The sequence below is a fragment of the Sanguibacter biliveldensis genome, from assembly GCF_033798665.1.
Lineage (GTDB): Bacteria > Actinomycetota > Actinomycetes > Actinomycetales > Cellulomonadaceae > Sanguibacter > Sanguibacter inulinus.
The window spans coordinates 4,296,989-4,315,796 of the sequence record NZ_CP138359.1 but is presented as its reverse complement, the minus strand read 5'-3'; the positions used below and the strand labels follow the sequence as shown (position 1 = coordinate 4,315,796).

Sequence of the window (18,808 nt, the reverse complement as noted above, 5' to 3'; positions counted from 1 at the left end):
GTGGTCTTCCTGTTGGTCACGATGTCCCGGGGAGGAGTGTCGTCTTCCCGAGTGCCGAGCTCTGCAGAGGCGTCCCGCCGGTGGAGAACTGGATCAGCAGTCTCGCATGCCCGAGCGCTGTCCACATAGTTTTCCACAGCCTGTGGGTTATCGGTACGGTTGTTCGAGACGTTGGTATCCCGGGGGTCTAGCCTGTGGATGACCCGCTCCCGGCGTGACCGGGTCGCACGGGAGCTGAGCAGCTTCCACAGGTGGACGCAGCCTGTCCACACCTGTGGACGATCCGGTGCACCGGGACCTCCGCCGCACCCCGCGGGAGCGCGGCTCCGACGCGCCCAGCAGGGTGCCCACCCGCGGGTTTGACCTGTGGTAGCCGGACCACGTACCGTTTGACAGCCAGTTCCGTCGCTTCCGCATGCCCCCAGATCCTTCCGGGGACGTCATGCACGACATCCGAAGTGGCGTTCCGCGTGTCCACCGAGGATGCGCTTCCCCAACGTGTTTTGGAGTACCTCGTGACCAAGCGGACCTTCCAGCCGAACAACCGGCGTCGTGCGAAGACCCACGGCTTCCGGCTGCGCATGCGCACCCGTGCGGGTCGCGCGATCCTCGCAGCTCGTCGCCGCAAGGGCCGTTCCGAGCTCTCTGCCTGAGCTCGGTGCTTCCCGCGGCGCATCGCATGCGCCGTCCCGGCGACTTCAGCCGGGCGGTGCGCGGCGGTGTGCGCACAGGAAAATCGACCATGGTCGTCCACGTCTCGCCCTCGGGCGCAGGCAGCGACGCGCCGTCGGTCGGTTTTGTTGTATCTAAGGCCGTGGGGAACGCCGTCGTCCGCAACAGGGTGAAGCGTCGCCTGCGGGCGCTGGTGGCGACGCGCATGTCGACGCTCCCTCCGGGCAGCCTGGTCGTGGTGCGCGCTCTGCCGGCATCGGCTGACGCTGACTTTGCCAGGCTCGGCACCGACCTCGACGCCTGCCTCGGCAGGTCGTTGTCGAGGCTGACCAGAGCGTCCTCGTGACCTCCGCAGAGCGACCAGACCACTCTCCGGTCGAGCCGCCGGTAGCAGGACCGCGGCGCCGCGGTCTTCTCGCCCGGCTCCTGCTCGGGGCCGTCGGTCTGTACCAGCGCTTCATCTCTCCGCTGTCGCCGCCCAGGTGCCGCTTCTACCCGTCCTGCTCGAGCTACGCGGTGATCGCGATCGAGACGCACGGTCCGGTGCGTGGCACCGGGCTGGCTGTGTGGAGGGTCTTGCGGTGCAACCCGTGGAACTCCGGGGGCGTCGACGACGTTCCAGGTACAGGGCCCGGTGCGGTCCATGACCACTGACAGGCCACCGGCCGCCACAGATCTTCGTCGCCGATCCTGCCGACGACTCATGCACGACGCTTGTCCACTAGGAGCCACAGCCATGGAGTTCACGACGATCCGCTGCTCGAACGAGCGGGTGGCATGATGCAGATCCTCTACCCCCTCGAGTGGGTTGTCGCCTGGATCATGTTCCTGTGCCACAAGCTCTTCGTCTTCGTCGGGCTCCCCGACGGCGCGGGCGTGGCCTGGATCCTGTCGATCGTGGGTCTGGTCATCGTCATCAGGACGATCATGATCCCGTTGTTCTTCAAGCAGATCCGCGCCTCGCGCGGCATGCAGATGGTGCAGCCTGAGCTCCAGGCGATCCAGAAGAAGTACAAGAACAAGAAGGACCCCGCGTCCCGCGAGGCCATGAGCCGCGAGACCATGGCGCTGTACAAGAAGCACGGCACCAACCCCTTCGCCTCCTGCCTCCCGGTGCTGCTCCAGGCGCCGGTGTTCTTCGCGCTCTTCCGGGTGCTCAACAGTCTTGCGGGCATCGCGGACGGCTCCAAGGACGCGATCGGGCCGATCGACCAGGTCGTTGCCAAGGCTGCGGAGTCGTCCGCGCTCTTCGGTGCCCCGCTGTCGTTCACGTTCCTCCACGAGCCGACGACGGTGAACACGAAGATCGTCGCGGGCGTCCTCATCGTCTCGATGGCGGCGACACAGTTCCTCACCCAGCGTCAGCTGACGATGAAGAACATGCCGAAGGCGGCCCTCGAGGGCCCGATGATGCAGACGCAGAAGATCATGCTCTACATGCTCCCCGTGATCATGGGTGTCTCGGGCGTCAACTTCCCCGTCGGTGTCCTCATCTACTGGACGACCACCAACCTGTGGTCGATGGGGCAGCAGTTCTACACGATCCGCAAGATGCCCGCCCCGGGTTCCGAGGCCGAGCGCATGCTCAACGAGCGCAAGGCTCGCAAGGCCGCCCGCAAGGGCATCGTGATCGAGGAAGACAAGCCCACGGTCATCGAGCAGCCGCGTGGACAGCGCCAGCAGCCCAAGCGCAAGGACCGTCAGAAGACGCGTCCTGTCACGGCGACGCAGGACGTCACGTCGTCAGCTGCCGCAGGCGCAGAGGCCTCGCCAGCAGCACCCGAGGCGGTGGCACCCGAGGTGTCCACCAAGCCCGCCAGCACCCAGCGTCAGCAGCCGCAGAGCAAGAAGCGCAAGAAGCGCTGACCGCGCTGCAGCAGACTGTCCCTGTCCCCGACGGACAGGTCCTCGGACGTGAATGGAGAATCCCGTGACTGCAGAGACACCCGCTGTCGAACCTGAGGTTCGCACGAAGACGACGCTCCTCGAAGAAGAGGGCGAGGTCGCTGCCGACTACCTCGAAGAGCTGCTGGACATCGCGGACCTCGACGGTGACATCGACATCGACGTCGACCATGGCCGTGCTGCCGTCGAGGTCGTCGCCGACGACCAGGAGTCGCTGAGGCACCTCGTCGGCCGCAACGGGGAGGTGCTCGACTCACTGCAGGAGCTCACGCGCCTCGCGGTCCAGACCAAGACGGGGGAGCGGAGCCGGCTGATGCTCGACGTCGCGGGGTACCGGGCGGAGCGCCGCGCGGAGCTCACGGTCCTCGCCGACGAGACGATCGAGCAGGTGAAGGCCTCGGGTGAGAAGGTTGCGCTCGACCCGATGAACGCCTTCGAGCGCAAGGTCGTCCACGACGTGGTGACCGCGGCTGGCTTGGTCAGCGAGTCGTACGGCATCGAGCCGCAGCGGTACATCGAGGTCGGACCGGCCGAGCAGCAGCAGTAGCTCCCCGATATCGACCACACAGAACGACAGGCTCCACATCTCGGGTGACCGCCTGAGATGTGGAGTCTCTCTGCGAGGCGGCCGGACGGCGCCAGCAGACCGAGCACCACAGGACGGACGAGAAGACGATGGACGAGAACTACGAGCGGGCGACGCTCTCCGAGTACTTCGGTGACGCCTTCCCTGCGGTCGATCGTTTTGCGCACGAGCTCAGCGTCCAGGGTGAGCTCCGCGGTCTGATCGGACCGCGAGAGATCGGTCGGATCTGGGACCGCCACATCCTCAACTCCGCCGCTGTGGTCCAGTACCTCCCGCAGACCGGCACGATCGTGGACATCGGCTCCGGCGCTGGTTTGCCGGGACTCGTGATCGCGGCGATGCGCCCCGAGGCCGAGGTGGTCCTCATCGAGCCGATGGAGCGTCGCTGCACCTGGCTGAACGAGATGACCGAGACGCTGGGGCTGACCAACGTCGAGGTGAAGCGCGGACGAGCCGAGGAGTTCCACGACGCTTTCGAGGCCGACGTCGTGACGGCACGGGCCGTGGCCGCCCTCGACAAGCTGGCCCGCTGGTCGCTGCCGCTGCTGCGGCACGGGGGAGAGCTCATCATCCTCAAGGGCCGCAATGTCGAGGCCGAGATCGAGCCCGCGCGCAAGGTGCTGAAGAAGTTCAAGATGAGCCCGCCGGAGATCCTCCAGGCACACACGATCGACGGTGCCGAGGGGACGACGGTCCTCCGCTCGACGCGCGGCAAGAAGTAGCACACGCAGCTGCCGACGGCCGGGGGCCCTGGTCGACGGCGTGATCAGCGGCCGATCAGCGACGATCCGCTTCTGTGAGAGCGATCCTCCGGTCCGTCGCTACGATTCATGGACGCCCGAGCGATGCTCTCTGAGCTCCTGAAGCTTGTCAGCAAGGCCGGTATGTGTGGTTAGTGCAGAAGATGACCCCGTGATGTGACACCGTCAGACGGTCGCGGTCGGCCCGGGCTGCCGGCTCGTCAGACTGTGGAGCATGCCGAGGTGCCCTCGGTGGCAGTCCTGGGGACCGATGGCCGGTTTCGCTCATATCTCAGTCGGGAGCGAGGTGGCGGGAGGCGTCCCGGTCGACCAGGTGGTGAGTGACAGCCAGACTCGGGACATCGAGCCGTGGACGCAGTCCCCGTCCACCTCCGATGCTCGTCGGTGACGTCGGCGATGTTGGTGGCCGCATGACCTGATAGACGCGGCGGCTCAGTCGTCTCTAGCCTGGACGGATCCAGATCGGGGCGACCCGGGTGCCATTCCTCGGGAGCTCACGCTCACGCGCGCCGGGATTCCGGGCATGGGAGTTCGGAGATGTCGATCTGCTGATCTGCCTGCGGTACCGCGCCGCCGCAGCTCGGTGGTGTGGCCAGGGTGTGCACAGATGCCACGTGTTCACCCCACGGGTCTTCATCGTCACTGCGTTGCGCTGTCAAGGGCGTCATTCACCGCCTGGGCTTCCTCAAGCTCCCCTCCATGATCTCGGCCGGATCTGTGTGCCGGGAGTGGCTGTTCCTCGCTCATGGGGTTCCGGGAGCGCGAGGCCACCTGGAGTGGAGCCGTAGCAGTTCAGCCCTCGGTGGCAGGGGAGGGGGCGAGGTGGACCTGGTGGCAGCCCGTCCCTGGCCGGTCAGCTGGAGGACCGTTAGGGCCTGTTGCCGACTAGAACGCTGGCGGTGTGGTTAGACCGTCGTGAGGCGTGTTCCACGTGAAACGGAGTGGGCGTGTGGGCAGCGCGGTGCGAGAGTACGGAAGCTGCCGGGTCGAGTCCATGCCGGGTTAGTGCCATGTCGTCGAGGACTGACGCGGGAGATCCGAGACACCGTTGGGCCACGACGGTCTGTGACGGCTTCGTGGATGAGAAGAGCCGGCTCGTCGTGCGCGCCTGTCTATTCGATGTGTGACGGCGAAACGCATGTCTCGCCGCACCACGGGCTCATCCCTCTGACTCGTGAAGAGGTTGAAGAGTCTGCGACACGGCAATGCTGCATCTCGATGCATGTGAACGAGCATCGTCGGGGAGCGGGGAGCGGGGAGCGGGGAGCGGGGAGCGGGGAGCGGGGAGCGGGGAGCGGGGAGCGGGGAGCGGGGAGCGGGCCGACCCGACGCACTTCTCTCTGTGGGCAAGAAGCGGCGGACGCACGGGACTCCGTGACTTTTGAGAGACTGGTGTCGTCGGCCAGGATGGTTTCACGTGAATCCGAGAACGAGGGGCCGCGGCTCCGCTGCCGATGTTCCACGTGGAACGGGGCGAGTGTCTACCGCTGATAGCAGGCGTGTCTAGTCGCAGCGGCAGCGCGATAGCAGCTCTAGTCAACGTGCGGCGCGGATGGTCCCAGCGTGGGTGGCACGCAGTAGTCTTGGGGTGAGAAGGCCCGGAGGCTCACGGATTGATCTGAGTTGCCCGGGCGTGTGCGTCTGTGTGGAGGAAGATCGAGTGTCCGTGGCACCTGGAAGCCCATCCCGAGGACTTGAGCCCGGATCCAGCAGCATCGAGGGAAGCCGTGATTCACGTGAAACACCGCGCTCGGACGACCGTATGAGTGAGCTGCTCACCTCCTTCCCCGCTGAGGACGAGTCCACCCCGCTCGCCGCACAGCTTCTCGTGGATACTCGACGCCGCATGTCGCTCGAGGGCAGGCAGTTCCGAAAGCCCGCGAAGACGCGCATCATGACAGTCGCGAATCAGAAGGGCGGAGTCGGCAAGACGACGACTACCGTGAACCTGGCCGCGAGCCTTGCCCAGGGCGGTCTCAACGTCCTGGTCATCGACAACGACCCGCAGGGGAATGCCTCCACGGCTCTGGGTATCGACCACAGGTCCGGTGTTCCGTCGGTGTACGAAGTGCTGGTGGAAGGGCTGTCGATCGCTGAGACTGTTCAGGCGTGCCCGGAATTCCCGAATCTTCTGGTTGTTCCTGCGACCATCGACCTCTCAGGTGCTGAGATCGAGCTGGTCTCGCTCGTTTCACGTGAAACTCGACTCCGCCGTGCTGTCGACACCTACCTGGCCGAGCGGGAGGAGCAGGGGTTGTCGCGCATCGACTACGTCTTGGTCGACTGCCCGCCGAGCCTTGGTCTGCTCACGCTCAACGCCTTCGTCACAGGCCGTGAGGTGCTGATCCCGATCCAGTGCGAGTACTACGCCCTGGAAGGTCTGAGCCAGCTGCTCAAGACCATCAAGCTCATCCAGGCGCACCTCAATCCCGATCTGCACGTATCGACGATCTTGCTGACGATGTTCGACGCACGCACAAACCTGGCCACTCAGGTGGCGTCCGAGGTGCGAGAACACTTCGGCACAGAGACCCTCGCGACGTCCATCCCGCGTTCGGTCAGGGTGTCTGAGGCTCCGAGTCACGGTCAGACGGTGATCTCCTACGAGCCCAGCTCGACAGGTGCCCTCGCCTACCGCGAGGCTGCACGCGAGCTCACCGAACGCGAGGCCGCTGCATGAGTGTTCATCATCTGCAGGTCGAGACCGAGCCCCGTCGATCGGCGGCCCAGGGGAGTGGCGGCGCGACCGACGTCGACGTGTGGCACAGGGATGCGGCCCGCCCCGTGACGACCACCGCTGGAGGCCGGTCTTCAGCTTCTGGCATGCATCTTCGAGAGGATCACCTGTGAGTGAGAAGCGACGTGGGCTGGGTCGAGGGCTCGGCGCCCTGATCCCGACGGCTCCAGATCTCGAACGTCCCGTCGACGTGTTCTTCCCCCCGAAGCAGCCCGTCGAGGGGGAGGTGCCGAACACGACTGCTATCGCCGATTCCGCAGCAGTCGTGGCGAAGCTCCGCGCACCCCGCGACACCAAGAAGACCGCGAGCGGTGGGCAGCGATCGTCAATGCCCTCAGTCAGCTCTGGTGCACCCGCGCGCGATCGTGGGACCGTCCAGATCGACGCTGTTTCACGTGAAACGTATCTCGCTGCGACCGGCGCCGAGCCGGAGTCGTCTCTCGTGCCGGTCCCGGGTGCGACCTTCGCGCATCTCCCAGTCGAGTCGATCCGTCCCAACGCTCGTCAGCCCCGCACGGTCTTCGACGAGGCAGACCTGGCCGAGCTGGTGGGCTCGATCCGCGAGATCGGAGTGCTCCAGCCGATCGTCGTTCGTCCGACCTCCGAGCCGGACAAGTACGAGCTCATCATGGGCGAGCGACGGTGGCGTGCCACCCAGGAAGCTGGGCTCGGGGCCATCCCGGCGATCATCAGAGAGACCGAAGACGGCGACCTGCTGCGCGACGCACTGCTAGAGAACCTCCACAGGTCGGCGCTCAACCCTCTCGAAGAGGCCGCTGCCTATCGTCAGCTCCTGGACGACTTCGGCTGCACTCACGAAGAGCTCGCGGTGCGGATCTCCAGGTCACGGCCGCAGATCTCGAACACCCTCCGGCTGCTGAGGCTGCCTCCTCTCGTGCAGCGACGCGTCGCCGCCGGGGTGCTCTCTGCCGGCCACGCCCGGGCGCTCCTCGGACTCGCCGACGGTGCTCAGATCGAGCGCCTGGCGCAACGCATCGTGGCCGAGGGACTCTCGGTCCGCGCGACCGAGGAGATCGTCGCCCTCGGAGGCGACGAGGCGCCTGCCAAGCCGGTTCAGCGTCCTCGGGCTGGTACCAGGGTCCAGGCGATCGACGACCTCGCCAGCAGGCTCTCAGACCGCTTCGAGACGCGGGTGAAAGTGGACCTCGGCAAGACCAAGGGGAAGGTCACCGTCGAGTTCGCGACCGTCGACGACCTGAACCGCATCCTCAACGTCATGGCACCCGAAGAGCCGGGGCTCTTCCAGAAGGACGTCTGAGCAGAAGGACGTCCGAGCGACACCGCAGAGGTAGAGGCGCACCTCAGCGCCCTGTACGACGAAGGGGACGGACCGCTGGGTCCGTCCCCTTCGTCGCACTCCCGCACGCAGACTCGTCATCGATGATCTGCCGAGAGCCGAGAGCCGAGAGCCGAGAGCCGAGAGCCGAGAGCCGAGAGCCGAGAGCCAGGAGCCAGGACCTGGGAGCCCAGACCTGGGAGCCCAGACCTGGGAGCCCAGACCCGGCTGCTGGGAGCACAGCCCAGAGCCCCGGACCGGAACCCGGAACCCGGCGGAACCCGGTACCTGGATGTCAGAAGTCAGACGACGGATGCGGGCGCGGGCAGTGCGTTCTCGACGACCGACCTGTAGAGCGCCGGCAGGGCCCACCCGCTCGCGACGACGGCCTGCGGGAGCAGCGACGTCTCGGTCATCCCCGGTGCGACGTTGACCTCGAGGAACTGGATGGTCCCGTCAGGCTGCAGGATGAGGTCCGTCCTGGAGATGTGCCGGAGCCCGAGAGCCTCGTGGGCAGCGATCGCCGTCGCACCGACGGCCTCGGCCTGCGCCGACGTGAGTCGTGCCGGCGCGAAGTACTCTGTGCGCCCAGGGTTGTAGCGGGCGTCGTAGTCGTAGGGCCCTTCGGTGACGATCTCGACGGCAGGCAGAGCGCGCAGGCCCTCAGACGTCTCGACGACCGACGCAGCCACCTCGATGCCCTCGACGGCGCGCTCGATGAGCGCCACGTCCCCGTAGGCGAAGCAGCTCACCATCGCCTGAGGAAGGTCGGTCGCCGATCGCACCAGGCTGACACCGAGCGCAGAACCACCGCGTGACGGCTTCACCACGAGAGGCAGCCCGAGCTTGTCGACCACGGCCGCCATGACGGCCTGCGCTCCGAGCTCGCGGAAGAGGCTCTGGGGGAGGGTCACGTAGTCAGGTGTGTCGAGGCCTGCACGCGCCACGACAGACTTCGCGACGGGCTTGCTCCACGCGATCCGCGAGGCCCGCGGACCAGTGCCCACGTAGGGGACGTCGAGCAGGTCGAGGACGTCACGGATGGAGCCGTCTTCACCGCTCGCCCCGTGCAGCAGGGGCCAGACGACGTCGGGCCGGGTCTGCGAGAGCGCGGGGAGCAGGTCTGCGTCCACGTCGTGCACCGAGACGTCGACGTTGGCCGACCTGAGGGCCTCGGCGACACGCCGGCCAGAGCGCAGGGACACGTCGCGCTCGTGCGAGAGGCCACCGGCCAGCACGAGGACGCGGGGAGAGTGAGTCATACGAGGTCCGGTCCTGGGTTGTCGGTGTCTGTCACGTCGTCGAGGTGGGCTGTCGTGCCGAAGATCTCGACGAGCTCCCGCTCGGCGTTGACGACAGAGGCGAGGCGCCGGACCCCTTCGCGGATGCGGTCGGGCGTCGGGAAGCAGTAGGAGAGCCGCATGTGGTCCCCGCCGGTGCCGTCGGCGAAGAAGGCCGTCCCCGGGACGTAGGCGACGCGACCGGTGACAGCGCGCGGGAGCATGGACTTGGAGTCCAGGCCCTCGGGGAGCCTGACCCACGTGTAGAAGCCACCGTCCGGCACGGTCCAGGACGCGTCGGGCATGTGCTCGGCCAGCGCACCCACCATCGCGTCTCGACGTTCCCTGTAGAGCACCTGGAAGGCCTTGATCTGGGCCTTCCAGTCGCTGGTCTCGAGATAGGTCGAGATGGCCATCTGCGAGGCGTTGGACGGGCACAGGATCGCCGACTCGGACGCCAGGACGAGCTTCTCGCGGACGGCGTGAGGCGCCACGACCCAGCCGACCCGGAACCCGGGAGCGAAGGTCTTGGAGAAGGAACCGAGGTAGAGCACACCGTCACCGTCGGTGGCGCGCATGGCCTCGAGAGGCTCGGAGCCGAAGCCGAGCAGCCCGTACGGGTTGTCCTCGACCACGAGGACGCCGTGGCGCCGCGCGATCTCGAGGATCCGCGGCCGCCGCTCGAGGCTCAGGGTGACGCCGGCGGGGTTGTGGAAGTTCGGGATCGTGTAGAGCAGCTTGACCCGGCGCCCCTGCGCGGCGAGGGATGTGAGCGTCTCCTCGAGCGCCTCGGGGATCAGCCCGTGCTCGTCGAGCGGGACGTGCACGACGTCGGCCTGGTAGGAGCGGAACACCCCCAGCGCACCGACGTAGCTCGGTGCCTCGGCGACGATGACGTCGCCCGGGTCGATGAAGATGCGCGTCACGAGGTCCAGGGCCTGCTGCGACCCCGTGGTGACGACGACGTCGTCAGGGTGCGCGTCGATGCCCTCGAGCTTCATCACCTCGAGGATCTGCTCGCGCAGCGCCTCGTGCCCCTGGCCGGAGCCGTACTGGAGCGCGGTGGTGCCGTGCGTCGCGATGAGGCGCTCCATGCTGGCGGCGATGCTCTCGAGCGGGAGACCTTCGAGGTAGGGCATCCCACCGGCCAGCGAGACGACCTCGGGACGGTTCACCACGGCGAAGAGGGCTCGCACCTCGGAGGCCCGCATGTTGTGCGCACGCATCGCGTACGCACCGAACCACGGGTCGAGCCGGGTGCCTGGTGTCGAGGGAGTCGGAGGCGTCACCTCGTCAGTCTCCCACGACGACTCAGAGGATCTCGTGAAGGAACACCAGACGGACGGTGCCGCTGTCGGCGGGTCGCCGCGTGCCGCAGACGGGTCGCCACGAGACGCAGTCCATGCGCCACGAGACGCAGGTCGTACGCCACCAGACGCAGGCGGGGTCCCTGGCAAGTACCAGGGACCCCACTCGCGGCCTCTGCGTGCTGCTCGGTCAGATCCGTGGACCGCACCGGGAGCCGGATCGAGCCTCGGTCAGCCGATCTCGGCGAGGACCGCGTCGATCTCCTCGACGAGAGCCTTCTTGGGGCGCGCGCCGACGATGGACCTGACGAGCTCGCCCTGGTGGTAGATGTTCAGCAGCGGGATCGACACGACTCCGTAGGCGGCGGTCACCTGCGGGTTCTCCTCGGTGTCGACCTTCGCGATCGTCAGTCGTCCCGCGTAGTCAGCGGCGATCTCCTCGAGAACGGGCGCCACCAGACGGCACGGCCCGCACCACTCGGCCCAGAAGTCCACCAGGACGGGGACGTCGGACTCGAGGACGACGCTCTTGAAGGTCTCGTCGGTCGCGTGGACCGGGGTCGCGGTGCTCACATCGCCTCCAGTGCTTCGACGGCCTCGACGAGCTCGGTCGGGGAGTCCTGCGCCCCGACGAGGTCAGCGAGGTAGTGCTGGGCGTCGAGAGCCGCGGCACAGCCAGAGCCTGCAGCGGTGATCGCCTGGCGGTAGGTGTGGTCGACGGCGTCGCCGCAGGCGAAGACACCCTCGAGGTTGGTGCGTGTCGAGCGCCCCTGGACCTCGATGTATCCCTCGTCGTCGAGCGTGACCTGGCCCTTGACGAGCTCGGTGCGCGGGTCGTGGCCGATCGCGACGAAGAGCCCGCCGGCCGCGACGTCGCGTTCTTCACCGGTGAGGGTGTCGCGCAGGCGAACGCCCTCGACCTTGTCGGCGCCGTGGATCGCGACGACCTCTGAGTTCCAGGCGAACTCGATCTTCGGGTCGGCGGCTGCGCGCTCGGCCATGATCTTCGAGGCACGGAGCGTGTCGCGACGGTGCACCATCGTGACCTTCGAGGCGAAGCGGGTGAGGAAGGTGGCCTCTTCGACAGCGGAGTCACCGCCGCCGACGACGACGATCTCCTGGTCGCGGAAGAAGAACCCGTCGCAGGTCGCGCACCACGAGACACCGCGACCGGACAGGCGTGTCTCGTCCTCGAGGCCGAGCTGGCGGTAGGCGGAGCCTGTCGCGAGGATGACCGCGCGGGCCGAGAAGACCTCGCCGCCACCCGTGGTGACGACCTTGACGGGACCGTCGAGCTCGAGCGACACGGCGTCGTCCCACTCGATCTGCGCGCCGAAGCGCTCGGCCTGCTTCTGCATGTTCTCCATGAGCTCGGGTCCCATGATGCCGTCGACGAAGCCCGGGAAGTTCTCGACCTCGGTCGTGTTCATCAGGGCGCCACCGGCGGTCACCGACCCGGCGAGGACCAGCGGGGCCAGCCCTGCGCGCGCCGCGTAGACGGCAGCGGTGTACCCGGCCGGACCGGACCCGACGATGATGAGCTCGTGCGTGGGGGTGGTCTGTGCGGTCACTGGTCGTGTCCTTCGGTCGGTGTGTCTGTGCGACGGGCGTGGGGCTGTGCTGCTCGTGCCCGGCGGTGTCGCGGTTGCTAGGACGAGAACACCGGTCTGCACGGGCTTGTTCCCGTGCGGCGGTGCAGGAGTGGTTCGGACCCGAAGGCCACGGAGATGGCTCCGTGGGGCCTCAGGAGAGGCTGATGTCGTAGATGTGGGCGCGGAACTTGCCGTCGGACGTCGCCGTCGGCAGGTCCGTGAAGAGGATCACGAGGTTCTGCGTCTCGACAGGGGCGGACAGCGTCATGGTGGTCTCGCCGTTGAGGGGCCCTGAGGCGAGGACCTCGCCGCCCCGCGGGTTCGCGGCGTCTGTCGCGCGGATCTCGACGTTGCCGCCGGTGTTCTGCGTCGACAGGTAGACCGTCGAGACCGTCGCGGGCTGCTCGAGGGTGATCGCGTAGGCGAGGAGCCTGTCGAGGCCGCCGAAGTTCGAGGTCTTGTACTCGAGGGAGTACCAGGCCGTCGTGACGTCGTCGTCGATCGCGAGGCCGGCGTTCTCGTTGTAGTCCACGTCGCCGGGGTTCGTGACGACCTGGCCCCCCGAGATCACGGGGACGGCCGGTGCCGGGGGCGCTTCAGCGGGGGCTTCCTCAGCCGGCGGCTCGGCCGCAGGGTCAGCGTCCGCAGGGGCTTCCTCGGTCGGGGTCTGGCTCGCCTCGACCACGGCGGGTTCGAAGCCGGAGAACAGCGTGTTCTTCGCGACGACGCCTGCACCCACGACGAGCACGAGCATGAGGGCGAGCACGTAAGGAGTCGGGTTCAGGCGCAATCGTCTGCCGCTTTTCGTCGTCTGAGGGCGCGCGCCGTCGTCTGCGGGGCGCGCCGTGGTCGTTCCTGGGCCGTCCGGGCGACGGCCGGAAGGGCCAGGCTCGGACAGCATCGCGGCAGGTGCCGCAGCAGGCTGGGTGGTCACAGGCTGGGTGGCGAGGGGCTGCGTCGCTGTCGGCGCGGCGGCAGGAGAGACGGGCGCCTGCTTGGTCGTCGTCGGCCCCGTGGTGCCCGCAGCGCCAGCGGTGCCCGCCGTCGCGGCCGGAGCCGTCGGTGCCGCTGCGTGCCCGAGGGTCAGCGACGTCGCACCGGCAGCTGCCGCCGCAGGGGCGACCCTGGGGATGCGTCCGGTCGAGGGACGGCGGACCGGGCCCGCGGGCGGCGGGGTGCCAGGCCTGGCAGCCCCGCGAGAGGCCCCACCCGCCGCGAGGGTACGGACAGACTGCCGGGTGACCTCGCGGGTCGCCGGGGGTTCGATCGGTTGGATGGCGACGGGGACCTCGCCGGTCACCGGGACGTGCTCCGAGTCCCAGGGCGCGAGCTCGGAGACGAGCTGCCCAGGAGTCACCGGTCCGTCGTCGTGGTCGCCGAGCGTGACCGAGCAGAGGGTGTCGAGGTCGCGCGGGACAGCCTGGTCGACGTCGCGGGGCGGGACCAGAGGAGCCCCGGGGGCCTGCAGGCGGGCCGGACCGGCAACCCCGGGGTCGAGCGCCTCGACGTCGTGCGCGACGCGGGGGAGGTCACCTGTCAGGGCGTAGTGCAGGAGCGCGACGAGCGCCACGGTGTCGGCGCGCGAGGCAGTGTCACCGTCGAGCCGCGCCTCGCCGTGCACGAGGTCGCCGTCGATCCCGAGGCCGGTGACCCGGACCCTGCCCTGGTGCACGCGGATCGCCGAGGGACGCAGCGCTCCGTGGTGGACGCCTCGGCGGCGCGCAGCCTCGAGGGCTGTGGCAGCGGCGCCGATGACAGCGCGGGCTGCGTGCGGGGACAGCGGCTTGGCCTCGACGAGGTCGGCGAGGGTCGAGCCCACGTACGGCTCGGTGACGACGATGCTGCGGGTCGCGTCGTGGAGGACGTCGATCACGCGGGTGACGTGCTCGTCGGAGACGAGGGCTGCGCGGCGGGCCGCGTCGAGCGTGAGGGGAGCGTCGGGGGAGGTGATGATGCTCAGACGGACGGGACGGTCGAGGATCTGGTCCGTCGCGTCCCAGGCCTCGATGCCCACGAGGTCGCTCGGGGCGCGTGCGTCGAGCCGGTAGCGGGCGACGACGAGCTCGCCACCTTGCAGGTCAGCCACCCCACGGACTCCCGTCAGTCGTCATCTGCGCGCGCCGGGACCGACGCCTGCCGCGCACCATCGTACGTGGCTCATGTGGAGAATCGGCGGGGGACGAAGCGGCGGAACGGTGCAGCCAGGCTCTTCAGCTCCGAGACCCCCATGATGCGCAGGGCGAGGACGTACACCGACGTCATGGTGGTCAGGACGAGGACCGTCACGCCCACCGCGCGGAGCCACGAGTCGCCCGGTGCGAAGCCCCACACGTGCAGGACGAGCCAGCCGAGCAGAGCCGCGATCAGGGCAGACACGACGAGCTGCACGTGCAGGCGCACGATGCGTGCGAGGTCGAGCCCTTCGAGCCTGTCGCGCATGCCACGTACCCGCAGCAGCACGGCGCAGAGGTTGGACGCCGACATCGCGAGCGCGGCGCCGACGGCCCACCACTGCCCGGGCGCGAAGAGCCAGACGGCGCCAGCGCCGACGACCAGCACGATGGTCACCGGGATCTGGATGAGGAAGACCGTGCGTCCGTCCTCGAAGGCGAAGTAGACCCACTTCATGAGGACCATCGCCCCGAGGGGAGCGAGACCGAGGGACATCGCCGCGAGGACGTTGCCGACGGCGGACAGCGAGTCGGCGTTGAGGGTCGGCACGATGATCTTGACGATCGGCCGTGACAGCACGAGGAACACTGCCGTCGCGAAGACCGTGAACACGCCGATGACCCGCATGCCCCGAGAGACGATCTCGCGGACCTTCGCGACGTCGCCCCCGGCGGCCGCCGCGCTCATGCCCGTGAAGAGGGCCGTGGCGATCGACACGGTGATGAGGGAGTGCGGCAGCAGGTAGATCATCAGCGCCTGCGAGTACGCACCCGGGCCGGCCACCGCGGCGTCGGCGATGCCAGCAGACGCCGCCTGCGGCGCCCCCGAGGTGATGTTCGCGGTGACGAGCACGGCGACCTGGTCGAGCAGGACCGCCGCGAAGGTCCACAGGCCGACGCGGCCGACCGAGCCCAGCCCGGCGCCCCGGAACCCGAAGCGCGGGCGGTACCTGAAGCCGGACCGCCAGAGCGGCACGACGAGGATGAGCGCCTGTCCGACGACACCGAGGGTGGTGACAGCACCGAGGACGGTGACCTGCGCCGTGGACCACGACGCGACGACCACGTCGGTCGGCAGGTGGGTCCCGGTGCTGGGGTCCACGAGCAGCACCCGGCCGAAGACGAGCAGGAAGACCGACAGCCCGACGATCGAGATGATGTTGTTGACGACAGGCGCCCACATGAACGGGCCGAACTGCCCGCGCGCGTTGAGCACCTGGCCGAGCAGCGTGTACATGCCGTAGAAGAACAGCTGTGGGATGCACCAGAACGCGAAGGACACGGCCAGCGCCACCTGCGCGGGTGTCCAGCTGGAGTCCGTGTAGAGCGCGACCGCGACGCTCGCACCGAGCGTGCAGACGACCGTGATGACCAGCAGCACCGACCCGGCGAGGGTGAGCAGCTTGTCGAGGTACTCCTGGCCGTCGGGCGACCTGTAGGCCCGGACCACCTGCGGCACGATCACCGCGTTGAGCATGCCTCCGGCGATGACCGCGAAGAGGATGTTCGGGATCTTGTTGGCGATGTCGAAGGCGTCGGCGATCGGGCCTGTGGCACCGCCGACGACGGCCACCAGGAGGATGTTGCGGACGAGCCCGAGACCGCGCGAGACGGCCGTGCCCGACGCCATGACGATCGAGCTGCGGCCCACCGACGAGGTCGAGGTGGCAGGCAGGGTCATCGGTCGTGTCCTTCGGCGTGCTGTGCGTCGTCTGCGGGCTCGACGAGCCCGACGGCGTCCGCGGACACCCGGCGGTCCGAGCGTCCACGATGGACGGTACGCCAGATGCCACCGCCGAGCAGCAGCACCAGGAGACCGGCGACGACGGCTGTGCCCATGTTCTCCCAGTCGGCGCGGACCCTGACCTCGAAGGGCTCGGCGCTGCCGAGCACGGTCCCGTCGAGCGCGAGTACCTGGGCGGTCACGCGGACGTCGCCGCTGCCGACGGCACGCACCGGGACCTGCTCGCGGACCTCTTGGCCTGGTCCGATCGTCACAGGATCTGTCGTCTCGGCGACGAGCCGGGGGTCGTCTGGGTCGAGCGAGACCCGCAGCGTCACCGGCTGGTCGAGGTCGTTGACCACCTGCACGGGGATCTGGCTCCCTGTGCTGATGATGTTGAAGTTCTTGGCCGTCACGACGGAGACGGAGGCCTCGATCCTGTCGACCTCTGCCACCATCCCGGCGACCGCCGTGCTGCGACCGGCCGGGTCGGTCCGCCAGGAGACCGAGGTCACCGCTCGCGCGGCCTCGTCCACGGGGGCGACGAGGCTGGCCGGGTCGGGGACGACCTGGGCGAAGGACCGCAGGTCGGCGACTGCCCTGTCGACCGTCGAGAGCTGGTCTCGGGTGATCGCACCCTCGGGCACGGCGGACTCGGCAGGCGCCGTCCGCGCCACGTCGGAGTCCTCGGCGCCGATGAGCGTCGACACCGGTCGCAGCCGGGTCCAGGGTGTCGACCCGAGGGACTCGAGCTGGGCACGCGCGACAGACGGGTCGGGCGCCCAGTCACGAGGGGCTGTCAGCAGGAGGTGGCGGCCTTCGGCGGGCCGCTCTCGGGAGACGATCGCGAGCTCGGCGAGCATCCGTTGACGGGCTGAGACGGCGGTCCCGGTCTGGGCCGAGGTCAGCTGGGCGCTGAGCGGGCCGTCGGGCACGAGGGCGGTGATCTCGCCGGAGGACGTCGAGACCGAGGCGCGGCTGCTCGGTGTGTAGCTGAGCGTCGCCGACGGGGGCAACGAGCCCGGTGCAGCGACCACGGTGCTGGCCCCGGCGGCGGCGACGGCCGACAGCGTCCGTGCGTCAGGGGTGTCTTCTGCGGGCCACGACAGGTCCGTGCGCCAGGTGGCGGAGTCGCCCGAGAGGGTCGGTGACGACGGGACCGGGAGGCCGGCGGCGGCGAGGGCCACGACGTCCTGGTCGTCCGCAGGCAGAGCGAAGACCTCGCGGTCTGCAGCCCCGTCGACGATCCTGCCGGAGGGCCCCGGGGAGGAGGTGCCCGCTGTGGCGGAGGCGTCGCCCTCTTCTGCAGGAGTCTGCTCCCGGACCAGGGACGGGTCGACGGCCCAGCCGACGTCGGCGAGGTCCTCGGTGCTCTCGAGCACCTTGGACAGCCGACCGTCGGCCGAGGACACGGCCGCCAAGGAGGCTTCTGCCGCCGTAGGGTCGAGAGGGTCGACCGCAGGCCCGACCACGGGGACCAGGACGCTCACGTCGACGGGGGTCACCTCGGTGTCCTCGACCGGGAACCACAGGACGAAGGTGCGCAGCGCGCCGACGGGGTCGAGGGAGGCAGGGGTCGTCCCGTCGCCGGCGAGCGTCACGGCCATGCCACGCGGACCCCAGCCGTCGAGGCTGGTGAGCAGCCCCATCGAGTCGGCCTCGACCGAGAAGTCGACCATCGCCGAGTCTCCCGGAGCGAGGTCGGCCGGGACCTCGACCGACTCGAGGACCGTCCCGAAGGCGTCCGACAGCGTGAGGTCGGTCCAGGCGGTCAGGCGCTCGCGGGTGAGGAAGCGGTACTTCGACACGCTCAAGGTCGCCACGGGCTGGACGAGGGTCTCGGTCGTGGTGTTCGTGACCTCGGCGCGGACTGTGAGCGTGTCACCGGGACGGACGACCTCGGGGTTCATCGAGACGAGCCGGACCGAGGTGGGGGTGGACGTGTCTGGCGTCGCCACGGCAGCGAGAGCCGTAGCCGACGAGGGTGCGGCGAGTCCGGCGACCAGGCACACGAGCAGGAGCGCGGCGAGGAGGAGTCCGGCGGCTCGCGCCGCGCGCGTCTGCGTGCCCCGCGCCCTGACGTCTAGGGCTGCCATGACGGAGCGTCGGGCGGTGCGGTCCAGCGGCGCTGTGGGTCCTGCAGGATCTCGAAGGCTGCGGCGGCGAGCCGGCGCTCGTTGGGGTAGCTGAGGGTCGTCGGGAGGGCTGTGAAGGCCACCCAGGCGACGTCTTCTGCCTCGGAGTCCGGGTCGCCCTCGACCGTCAGGTACCCGCCGACGGCCTCGAGCAGGAAGTGGTGGACCACCTTGTGCACCCGGCGGTCGTCACCGGTGAACCAGTAGTCGATCACACCGAGCCGGCGGTGGATCGTCCCGACGATCCCTGTCTCCTCGGTGATCTCGCGGATCGCGGCCTCTTCGGCTGTCTCGACCCCTTCGAGGTGACCCTTGGGCAGGCACCACTCCAGGCGGCCGGCGCGGTTGCGGCGCGCGATGACCGCAGCGTGCAGGTGACCGTCGATCTCGGCGACCACGAGACCGCCCGCTGACGTCTCCTCGACGACCGGAAGGTCGGAGGAGCCGTAGGACGAGGGCGCGCCAGATGACCCCGCTCGCCTGGCTGCCTGCGGGTCGATCCGCAGAGGATGGCCTCCCGGCGGCGCGGGGACCGGAGAGCGGCCCTCGGAGTGCGCTGCGCTGGACATGTCGGCCACTTTATCTTTGTCTGGCAGGCTTTGATGTTGTGTCGAAGTCCACGAGGTCTGCCAGCGGGTCCAC

At 68.8% G+C, this 18,808-nt stretch carries 16 protein-coding genes; 8 read left to right on the top strand and 8 right to left on the bottom strand.

The window, feature by feature from the left end:
- Positions 1-515: 515 nt before the first annotated feature.
- From rpmH to SANBI_RS18740, 8 genes are all read left to right on the top strand, one after another.
- Positions 516-653 carry a 50S ribosomal protein L34 gene (gene rpmH, locus SANBI_RS18775; RefSeq protein ID WP_159808264.1) on the top strand — a complete coding sequence of 46 codons (138 nt, stop codon included), beginning with the start codon at positions 516-518 and terminating at the stop codon, positions 651-653.
- Between the two features lie 5 nt (positions 654-658).
- On the top strand, positions 659-1,018 hold the full coding sequence (gene rnpA / locus SANBI_RS18770; protein WP_056134614.1) for a ribonuclease P protein component: 360 nt from the start codon (positions 659-661) through the stop codon (positions 1,016-1,018).
- Positions 1,015-1,326 carry a membrane protein insertion efficiency factor YidD gene (yidD, locus tag SANBI_RS18765; protein WP_319157766.1) on the top strand — a complete coding sequence of 104 codons (312 nt, stop codon included), beginning with the start codon at positions 1,015-1,017 and terminating at the stop codon, positions 1,324-1,326. The genes rnpA and yidD overlap by 4 nt, the downstream gene beginning before the upstream one ends.
- Positions 1,327-1,449: 123 nt before the next feature.
- Complete coding sequence (gene yidC, locus SANBI_RS18760) at positions 1,450-2,538, top strand: membrane protein insertase YidC (protein WP_319157765.1); 1,089 nt, start codon at positions 1,450-1,452, stop codon at positions 2,536-2,538.
- Positions 2,539-2,590: 52 nt separating this feature from the next.
- A complete protein-coding gene (locus tag SANBI_RS18755) occupies positions 2,591-3,124 on the top strand; it encodes a Jag family protein (RefSeq protein ID WP_408669726.1) in 534 nt (177 codons plus the stop codon).
- Positions 3,125-3,252: 128 nt separating this feature from the next.
- A complete protein-coding gene (gene rsmG / locus SANBI_RS18750) occupies positions 3,253-3,885 on the top strand; it encodes a 16S rRNA (guanine(527)-N(7))-methyltransferase RsmG (RefSeq protein ID WP_319157762.1) in 633 nt (210 codons plus the stop codon).
- A 1,801-nt stretch (positions 3,886-5,686) separates the two neighbouring features.
- Positions 5,687-6,604, top strand: a complete 918-nt coding sequence (locus SANBI_RS18745; RefSeq protein WP_319157760.1) for a ParA family protein — start codon at positions 5,687-5,689, stop codon at positions 6,602-6,604.
- Between the two features lie 166 nt (positions 6,605-6,770).
- Positions 6,771-7,940 carry a ParB/RepB/Spo0J family partition protein gene (locus SANBI_RS18740; RefSeq protein WP_319157758.1) on the top strand — a complete coding sequence of 390 codons (1,170 nt, stop codon included), beginning with the start codon at positions 6,771-6,773 and terminating at the stop codon, positions 7,938-7,940.
- Between the two features lie 320 nt (positions 7,941-8,260).
- Here the strand turns inward: SANBI_RS18740 and SANBI_RS18735 are convergent, their stop codons facing one another.
- The 8 genes from SANBI_RS18735 to SANBI_RS18700 form a co-directional block, all read right to left on the bottom strand.
- A complete protein-coding gene (locus SANBI_RS18735) occupies positions 8,261-9,220 on the bottom strand; it encodes a D-alanine--D-alanine ligase family protein (protein WP_319157756.1) in 960 nt (319 codons plus the stop codon).
- The gene (locus tag SANBI_RS18730) at positions 9,217-10,527 is read right to left on the bottom strand and encodes an aminotransferase-like domain-containing protein (RefSeq protein WP_319157754.1); all 1,311 of its coding nucleotides are present in this window, start codon (positions 10,525-10,527) and stop codon (positions 9,217-9,219) included. The genes SANBI_RS18735 and SANBI_RS18730 overlap by 4 nt, the downstream gene beginning before the upstream one ends.
- Before the next feature lie 249 nt (positions 10,528-10,776).
- Positions 10,777-11,118, bottom strand: a complete 342-nt coding sequence (trxA, locus tag SANBI_RS18725) for a thioredoxin (protein WP_319157752.1) — start codon at positions 11,116-11,118, stop codon at positions 10,777-10,779.
- Positions 11,115-12,116, bottom strand: coding sequence for a thioredoxin-disulfide reductase (gene trxB / locus SANBI_RS18720; RefSeq protein WP_319157750.1), 1,002 nt, complete (start codon positions 12,114-12,116; stop codon positions 11,115-11,117). The genes trxA and trxB overlap by 4 nt, the downstream gene beginning before the upstream one ends.
- Positions 12,117-12,288: 172 nt before the next feature.
- A complete protein-coding gene (locus SANBI_RS18715) occupies positions 12,289-14,223 on the bottom strand; it encodes a protein kinase family protein (protein ID WP_319157748.1) in 1,935 nt (644 codons plus the stop codon).
- Positions 14,224-14,294: 71 nt separating this feature from the next.
- Entirely contained in the window at positions 14,295-15,989 is a 1,695-nt protein-coding gene (murJ, locus tag SANBI_RS18710) for a murein biosynthesis integral membrane protein MurJ (RefSeq protein ID WP_319157746.1), read from the bottom strand.
- Positions 15,986-18,127 carry a DUF6049 family protein gene (locus tag SANBI_RS18705; protein ID WP_319157744.1) on the bottom strand — a complete coding sequence of 714 codons (2,142 nt, stop codon included), beginning with the start codon at positions 18,125-18,127 and terminating at the stop codon, positions 15,986-15,988. The genes murJ and SANBI_RS18705 overlap by 4 nt, the downstream gene beginning before the upstream one ends.
- A complete protein-coding gene (locus tag SANBI_RS18700; RefSeq protein ID WP_319157742.1) occupies positions 18,115-18,735 on the bottom strand; it encodes an NUDIX hydrolase in 621 nt (206 codons plus the stop codon). Before SANBI_RS18700 ends, SANBI_RS18705 begins: the two co-directional genes overlap by 13 nt.
- Positions 18,736-18,808 lie beyond the last annotated feature (73 nt).